Below are 7,054 nucleotides of genomic sequence, written 5' to 3' on the forward strand. Positions count from 1 at the left end.
AAATCGCGGGGCCTCCTACCGCCCGCCCCCCCCCCGCCACCACCCCCGCCGCGACATGGGCGGTGCTTTCCAGGAGCACGATCTTCCCGCCATAACTTGCCAAAGCACGCCGCGCGCAATCGGCCTCCCACAAAGCCGAGCGGCGCTGATAGTCGGCATTGATCCGGGCTTCGGCAAGGATTTCTGCGGCCTTTGGCGGCACCGACTCAATTTTGAGTCGCTCTGCCAGCGTTCCAACCAACTGTTCGGCGCGTGCCATAGAGAGTAATTCGGTCCAGCCTTGTGCATCCAAGGCGCGCGTCGAAGCAGGATCGCGGAGCGCATCGACCAGCAGCATAGCGTCGCGGCTCATGCCAACCGCTCCCACAGCTTTTCGACCAATGCGACAGCCTCTTCACCCGACTGATAATCAATCGCCCGCGACGGCACCGATTTGACGAAGCGGGTAAGCGTCGCGAAGCCTGCCTCTCCCAATGCGACATAATTGGTCGAGGCTTGGGTCAGCCGCATGAAAGTCTCGCCAGGAGCCACCTCTCGCACCGCACCCGGATAGCCATAGCGGGGAAAGAGCAGCAATGCAGGGGTGCCACTCTGCCCCATCCGCGCAATGGCATCCGCTGGCGGAACCATATGGCGGATGTCGCCCTTGGGTGTGCCCGCCAAAAGCGGACCAAAGCGCGCATCGGGCTGCGCCGTTTGCATGGCGGCAATCGCACCGTTCTTCAGGCTGATTAGACGAGGGAATGGCACCGCATGACCACTTTCCGGATCGAGTAGCACAAATTCGTCGCCCAGAAATCGCCAACCCTTCGAGCCGAGCAAAGCCGAGAGGGTTGATTTGCCCGAACCCGACTGTCCCGTCATCACCAGCACCCGCCCGTTGCGCTCGACTGCACTGGCGTGCAACAACAAATGCCGCCGCCAGCCGAGCGCCATTTGCAGGTTCATCGCCATCTCGGCAGCGAGCAATCCCTGCTCCAGCGGCAATGGCGCGGCATCGGGAAGCATATAATCGCCGCCGATCGCCACCGAGGGTCGCAGCCACCTCCGCAGCCAGCCGGTAGGCTCCAGCCGCACAGTGAAGTCGGTGAAATCTGGCTGAGGATAGTCGGAATAAAGCTCCACCATTTGGTCGATAGGTGCCCGCCATGCCGAACCGATCCTGAAGGCTGCAGGCCCCACCTGAACGCGAAAATCAAGCATTGCTGCTGCGCTCCACCAGCCCAAGCTCGGCAAGTTCCTCCAGCCGTTCGGTGATCAAGGCGACCGCATCATGCTGCCCGCCCAGATCAAAGCTGGCTTCCAGCCTCGATGCCAGCGTTGCAGCATCAACCGCATCGCTCCCCATCGCCTCGAGCATCTGCGGCACCGGCTCACCAACCATATGCGTGATGCCCGAACGCCGCTGATAGATCAGCGTTATCATGTCGAGCGGATCGACAATGCGGGCTTCAGCGGGTTCTGCCAAATAGAGTGTTTCGGGATCGGCCACGGCCAAGGCCTAATACAGCCGCGTTAAAATTCAATCTGCAAGGATCAGCGCGGCATTTGCAGCGAGGCGAAACAGGTAAATCCGCTCTGACCGGCCTGCAGGCGGCGGATGTAATTCACATAGGCCTGGCTCTGCTCATAGGTCGTGCCGGGCAGCGTCTGGCCCGAAAGCGCACGTTTCACTTCCTCACCACTGAATTTCTGACCGGTAGCAACAAACGAGCCAGGCGTATCGGGCGCGACCAGATTTCCCGTTGCGTCGATATTCATGCCCGTACCATGCGGCCCCGGAACCGGAATTTCGCAGTTGAGGACCGAGCCGGCGGTCTGGGCAAGCGCGGGACGCACCGACACCACCGTCGCAACACCCGCGGCACCCAGCATCAACGCACGACGACGCGTCGGCATATGGATCGGGTCGTTATCTTCGGGTGTATCGCCACTCATGCTATGTCCTTAGCAATATCGACGGTGGAATCCACTGCCGGAATTGTAAAGGCTGCCCCGCGTCTTGGAACGGGACAGCCTTTGTAAGAAAGTTAAACGCAGTGGCTTAGAAATCGATCTGGGCACGCATCCCGAAGACGTCCGCCGAATAATCGCCGTCACCGCCTGCGAGCACGGCGGCATCGGTCAGTACGAGGTGGCCGTAATTGGCCATGAACTTCACATATTCGGTCGGGGTCCAGACTAGTGACAAGCCATAAGTCTGCTGCTTGCCGCCAACAATGACGTCGTCCGAAAGGTCGACCCAGTCATAGCGAGCGTTGACCTGAACTGCGCCGATACCGCCTTTGCCCAGCGGGTTAGAGGGTTTGGTCCGGTCAACCACGCCACCCTTATAGGTGAGTGAATCCTTGGTCAGGAAGTAACCGACTTCGGCATAGCCACCATTGAAGGTCGGGTCGGCAAAGGCTCCGATCCGCTTGGCAGTCAGCCAGTGGCTTTCCGCACTTGCATGGAAACGGCCATTGCTCGCCAAGGCTTCAACGCCGAAACTGTCCTCACCGTTCGCCAGGAACCCGCGGGTATCGACAAAGCGCGTGTCGGTGGTGCGGGTGAAGGGGCGGGCGCGATAGCGCGCGGTGCTCGAAAAATCGTTGAAGCGGCGGCTGTGGCCCCACGCCCCGAGGGGCAGCTGCGTGTCACCCAATTTGGGCATGAACACGATGCGGCCGTCAAAGCTGCGGCTGTTGTTGGAGCCATCGCCATTGAGATCCGCGGCATTGTCAGCGAAAATGCCGCCCTGTAGGAGCACATTTTTGCCCGTATAAGTCGCAGACAAGCCGACACGCCTTTCGAACCCGAAGGCACCATGATAGGCAGCGCGCTCGTTGAAGCTGGTGAACAGGTCGCTCGTCAACTCTTCCAGACCCCAGAAAGGCTTGTGCTGGCCAACGGTTATCGTCAGCTCCTTGCTCGCCTTGTAGGTGAGGTACATATCGGTCAGTTCGGCCGAACCACTGCCGATATCAGCTTCGACGCGGTACCCGAAACCGCCCGGGATTGTGCCGTCGATACCGAATTGTGCACGGCGTACACGCGCCGTAGTGCCAAGGCTGTTGGTCGCGATGGTGTCCGACGGGTTGATCGAAGCGGCGTCGATCTGAAGGCGACCGCGCGGCTTGAAGCTCCAACCGCCCTCACCCTTTATCTCGGGCGCGCCCTTCCAGGAAATTTCGGCAGCAGGCTTCTTTTCAGTGGCAGCGGCAGCCACCGGGACGGGTGCAGGGGCGGGCGTCGCCGCTACCTTTTCAACCTTGGCCGACAGCTCTGCTAACTGCGCTTTCAACGCGGCAACTTCGGCGCGCAGTGCCTCCATCTCGGCGTCGTTCGATTGTGCGAGCGCCGGATTGGAAACCAACATGGCGGCTGTGGCGGCGCTGCCAAGCAGCAATTTGCGTGCGAATTTCATGACGGTTCCTTTTCCTTCCCCGAATCACCGTGACAAAATGATTGCCAATTCGCGTCGCCTTTATGACGGCAATAAGTAGCTTTTGTTACAGTCTCCAAATTCCACCGCTTTACGCTTGCGTAAACGTAAAGGGCGTGCCAATCCGCGCCCCGCAATTTCCCGGGGTTTGGAGTCGCTTTTCGGCGTCTGTGTACCCCTTAATTCTGGAGCATGAAAATGACCATCAACTTCAAGGATAAAGTCGCCATTGTGACCGGTGCAGGCGGTGGACTGGGCCGCGCCTATGCGCTCGAACTCGCCAAGCGCGGTGCGAAGGTTGTCGTGAACGACCTCGGCGGATCACGCGATGGCACCGGCCACTCGGATGCCGCACTCAAGGTGGTTGAAGAAATCAAGGCCGCTGGCGGCGAAGCGATGTCGAATGGCGGCAGCGTCACCGAATATGAGCAGATGGTCGAAATGGTCGCGAAGGCGAAAGAAGCCTGGGGCGGCGTCCACATCCTGATCAACAATGCCGGTATCCTGCGCGACAAGAGCTTCACCAAGATGGAAATGGCCGACTGGAAACTGGTCGTCGACGTCCACCTCAACGGCTCGGCCAACTGCACCAAGGCGGTGTGGGATACAATGCGCGAACAAAATTACGGCCGCATCCTGATGACCGCTTCGTCGACCGGTCTGTACGGCAATTTCGGCCAGACCAACTATGGCGCCGCCAAGCTCGGCCTCGCCGGTTTCACCAAGTCGCTCTACCTCGAAGGCGCAAAGTATAACGTGAAGTGCAACACGCTGGCGCCGATCGCGGCGACCCGCATGACCGAAGACATATTGCCGCCCGCGGCTTTCGCAATGTTCGATCCGGTCAATGTCGTTCCGGCCGCTCTCTTCCTCGTTTCGGAAGATGCCCCGGCCAATGTCATCATGGGTGCGGGTGCCGGTTTCTTCCACACCGCCAATGTCACCATGACGCAGGGCGCGCTGCTTGAAGGTGACGATCTATCGCCCGAGGGCGTTGCTGCCAACTTTGCAAAAATCAGCGACCGCACCGGCGAAATCGTTCCCCAGTCGGGTGGCGAACAGTCGATGCAGGCGATGAAACTGCTGCAGGCAAAAGCAGGTTAAGCCAAAAGGGCCCGGATTGCCCGGGCCGCATCCTGCATGATTTCCCGGCTATCGAGCTCGGGTTCGTCGAAGACGAGTTCGATAGCCGCATATCCCAGATCGACTGCCAGCCGCGCACGGCGCTCCAGACTGGCCCGATCCTGCCGCGGCTCCAGTGCCAGCGCACTTTCCACCAACGCCTCTGCCAACGTCCGATGCGACGCCAGCCGCACCTCGGCCAATTGCGGCACCGCGCGCAACATCCGCATCACCCAAGGTCCGCCGGGGCTCCGCCGCGTCAGGTCGACATGGTCGAGCAGAGACTTAGCGATTGCATCCTCCGCCTGCCCCGGATCTAACGGGACCAGCGCATTTTGCGCCTCCATCAGCCGCGCACCTACAGCGGCGAGCAACACATATTTATCGTCGAAATAATGGTAGAGCGTCGGCGGCGTGACCCCTGCTTTGGCCGCCACCAAATTGGTGCTGAGCCGCTCCACGCCAACTTCAGCCAGCAGTTCACCTGCCGCATCGAGCAGCTTTTCCCGTGTCGCGATTGATCGTTTCTGAAGGGGTCTGCGCTGCATTCCACTATCCTGCTTGACGAAATATAGTTATAGCTATATTTCTCTGCATGGGAAGGGGAAAGCATGCGAAAAATTGCACTGGCAATTCTGGCACTGCCACTTGCGGCCTGTGGCAGCGGAGAGCCCCCGCCCAAGCCGCTGAGCGAGGCGGAGAGTGCGATGCTGTCGCCAGCCGACCCGAAACTTGCCGAGCTTTATGCGGGATCGTGCAAGGCATGCCATACCGTCAAAGACTCGCTCGCGCCGCTGACCGGCGACCGCACTGTTTGGGACGCACGCTGGGCGCAAGGCGAGGATGTTCTTCTTGCGGCCGCCATCCAGGGCAAGAAGGGTATGCCTGCGGGAGGGCAATGCTTCAGCTGCACACCTGATGACATGAAAGCCTTGATCCGCTTCATGGCTGGCCGGGAGGAAAAACAATGAAACTGGGCCGTCGCGCATTATTGGGAGGGGCCGGGTTGCTGGCGCTGGGCGTCGGCGGGCTGGCCGGTCGACGCATGTGGCTAAGCCGGGAGCCTGACCTGCCCGAGCCCATTGATGCAAAGGGTCGCGCGCTTTGGTCAAACTGGGCCGGAAATGAACATTCCTATCCCGTCGCCCGCACTGCACCGGCCAATGAGACCGAACTCGCCGCCCTGCTGCCCAAGGCCCAGACGCCGGTGCGGCCCGTAGGATCCGGCCACAGCTTTACCGCACTGGTTCCTACCGAAGGCACATTGCTTTCACTCGATCGGCTGAGCGGGCTGGTGCGCCACGATGCGGCGGCGATGACCGCGACCGTTCGGGCAGGCACGAAACTTTCCGCGCTCGGTCCGCTTCTCGCGGGCATCGGGCAGGAAATGCCCAACCTGCCCGATATCAACAAACAGACGCTGGCGGGGGCATTGGCCACCGGAACACACGGCACCGGTAAAGGGGTGAAAGCGATCCACGGCGAAGTCACCGGTATGCGGATCGTCCTGCCCAATGGTGAAGTTGCGGAATGCAACCGCGATATGCGGCCAGAGCTGTTCCACGCCGCGCGCGTTTCGCTCGGCGCCTTTGGCGTGCTGAGTGAAGTCACCTTACAAAACCGTCCGCTCGAACGCGTGAAGAAGGTGGTGTCGCTGGTCGACACCGAAGACATGCTGCGCCAATGGCCTGCACTCGCCGAAAAGCATCGCAACGCCGAGTTCCTGGTGCTGCCCTTTACTGGCAAATCGGCGCTCATCACCCACGACACAACGACCGAACCAGTTAGTCCGCGCGGGCCCGACGGCGATACCGATACGCTGATGGACCTTAAATCGTTGCGTGACCTGTTCGAATTTACGCCCGAGTTGCGCCGGAAAGCTGCGCAATCGGCGATGGCCGATATCCCGCCCGATATCGCCATCGATGAAGGCTGGAAACTGCTGTCGAACGAACGCCCGGTGCGTTTCAAGGAAATGGAATATCACCTGCCGATTGGCGAGCAGGTCGGCGTGCTGCGCGAAATCATACGCCGGATCGAAAGCGACGCGCGCGGCGTATTCTTCCCGATCGAGGCGCGGATCATTGCGCCCGATGATGCCTGGCTGTCGCCCTTTCACGAACGCGAAAGCGGGTCGATCGCGGTGCACGCCTGGTACAAGGAAGACCATGACTGGATGTTCCGACTTGCCGAGCCGGTGTTCCGCGAAGCCGGAGGGCGACCGCATTGGGGCAAGCTCCATTCGCTCGGCGCGCAGGATTTCAAGCGGCTCTATCCGCAATTTACCGAGGCGGATGCGGTGCGGCGCGCGGTCGACGCCGATGGCCGGATGCTCAATCCATTCCTGAAACGCATTTTCGGATGAAGCGCCGCACCTTCTTTATCGGCGGCGGCGCCTTGATTGCGGCGGGAGCGGGTGCAATGCTGCTGCGCCCGGCAGAGGAGGGAGCGATGCACAGCGACTATTTCAAAGGGCTAGCTGCTGCGCTCGGCCGTGCCGGTCTCAAC

8 protein-coding genes and 1 pseudogene are annotated in these 7,054 nt (G+C 60.8%); 3 read left to right on the forward strand and 6 right to left on the reverse strand.

From position 1 onward, the window contains the following. From Q0239_RS15675 to Q0239_RS15695, 5 genes and pseudogenes are all read right to left on the reverse strand, one after another. A pseudogene (locus tag Q0239_RS15675) lies at nt 1-352 on the reverse strand (hypothetical protein); the annotation flags it as partial. Continuing rightward, nucleotides 349-1,203 carry an HprK-related kinase A gene (locus tag Q0239_RS15680; RefSeq protein WP_298604612.1) on the reverse strand — a complete coding sequence of 285 codons (855 nt, stop codon included), beginning with the start codon at nt 1,201-1,203 and terminating at the stop codon, nt 349-351. The pseudogene Q0239_RS15675 and the gene Q0239_RS15680, both read right to left, overlap by 4 nt. Then, nucleotides 1,196-1,492 carry an HPr-rel-A system PqqD family peptide chaperone gene (locus Q0239_RS15685; RefSeq protein WP_298604626.1) on the reverse strand — a complete coding sequence of 99 codons (297 nt, stop codon included), beginning with the start codon at nt 1,490-1,492 and terminating at the stop codon, nt 1,196-1,198. Before Q0239_RS15685 ends, Q0239_RS15680 begins: the two co-directional genes overlap by 8 nt. A gap of 44 nt (nt 1,493-1,536) precedes the next feature. Beyond that, on the reverse strand, nt 1,537-1,938 hold the full coding sequence (locus tag Q0239_RS15690) for a hypothetical protein (protein ID WP_298604614.1): 402 nt from the start codon (nt 1,936-1,938) through the stop codon (nt 1,537-1,539). A 106-nt stretch (nt 1,939-2,044) separates the two neighbouring features. Next, on the reverse strand, nt 2,045-3,406 hold the full coding sequence (locus Q0239_RS15695; RefSeq protein WP_298604616.1) for a porin: 1,362 nt from the start codon (nt 3,404-3,406) through the stop codon (nt 2,045-2,047). A gap of 216 nt (nt 3,407-3,622) precedes the next feature. Between Q0239_RS15695 and Q0239_RS15700 the strand changes: the two genes are divergently transcribed. Next, nucleotides 3,623-4,528 carry an SDR family NAD(P)-dependent oxidoreductase gene (locus tag Q0239_RS15700; protein ID WP_298604618.1) on the forward strand — a complete coding sequence of 302 codons (906 nt, stop codon included), beginning with the start codon at nt 3,623-3,625 and terminating at the stop codon, nt 4,526-4,528. Here the strand turns inward: Q0239_RS15700 and Q0239_RS15705 are convergent. Continuing rightward, nucleotides 4,525-5,094 carry a TetR/AcrR family transcriptional regulator gene (locus Q0239_RS15705; protein ID WP_298604620.1) on the reverse strand — a complete coding sequence of 190 codons (570 nt, stop codon included), beginning with the start codon at nt 5,092-5,094 and terminating at the stop codon, nt 4,525-4,527. The genes Q0239_RS15700 and Q0239_RS15705 overlap by 4 nt on opposite strands. A 63-nt stretch (nt 5,095-5,157) precedes the next feature. Between Q0239_RS15705 and Q0239_RS15710 the strand changes: the two genes are divergently transcribed. Then, complete coding sequence (locus tag Q0239_RS15710) at nt 5,158-5,517, forward strand: c-type cytochrome (RefSeq protein WP_298604622.1); 360 nt, start codon at nt 5,158-5,160, stop codon at nt 5,515-5,517. After that, nucleotides 5,514-6,911, forward strand: coding sequence for a D-arabinono-1,4-lactone oxidase (locus tag Q0239_RS15715; protein ID WP_298604624.1), 1,398 nt, complete (start codon nt 5,514-5,516; stop codon nt 6,909-6,911). Before Q0239_RS15710 ends, Q0239_RS15715 begins: the two co-directional genes overlap by 4 nt. The last annotated feature ends 143 nt before the right edge of the window (nt 6,912-7,054 follow it).

The sequence above is a fragment of the uncultured Sphingorhabdus sp. genome (assembly GCF_937872355.1).
Classification (GTDB): domain Bacteria; phylum Pseudomonadota; class Alphaproteobacteria; order Sphingomonadales; family Sphingomonadaceae; genus Sphingorhabdus_B.

Excerpts from the sequence above, each read along its gene's own strand:
- Q0239_RS15715 (WP_298604624.1), top strand. The coding sequence starts at position 5,514 with ATGAAACTGGGCCGTCGCGCATTATTGGGAGGGGCCGGGTTGCTGGCG.
- Q0239_RS15690 (WP_298604614.1), bottom strand. The coding sequence starts at position 1,938 with ATGAGTGGCGATACACCCGAAGATAACGACCCGATCCATATGCCGACG.
- Q0239_RS15705 (WP_298604620.1), bottom strand. The coding sequence starts at position 5,094 with ATGCAGCGCAGACCCCTTCAGAAACGATCAATCGCGACACGGGAAAAG.
- Q0239_RS15700 (WP_298604618.1), top strand. The coding sequence starts at position 3,623 with ATGACCATCAACTTCAAGGATAAAGTCGCCATTGTGACCGGTGCAGGC.
- Q0239_RS15710 (WP_298604622.1), top strand. The coding sequence starts at position 5,158 with ATGCGAAAAATTGCACTGGCAATTCTGGCACTGCCACTTGCGGCCTGT.
- Q0239_RS15695 (WP_298604616.1), bottom strand. The coding sequence starts at position 3,406 with ATGAAATTCGCACGCAAATTGCTGCTTGGCAGCGCCGCCACAGCCGCC.
- Q0239_RS15680 (WP_298604612.1), bottom strand. The coding sequence starts at position 1,203 with ATGCTTGATTTTCGCGTTCAGGTGGGGCCTGCAGCCTTCAGGATCGGT.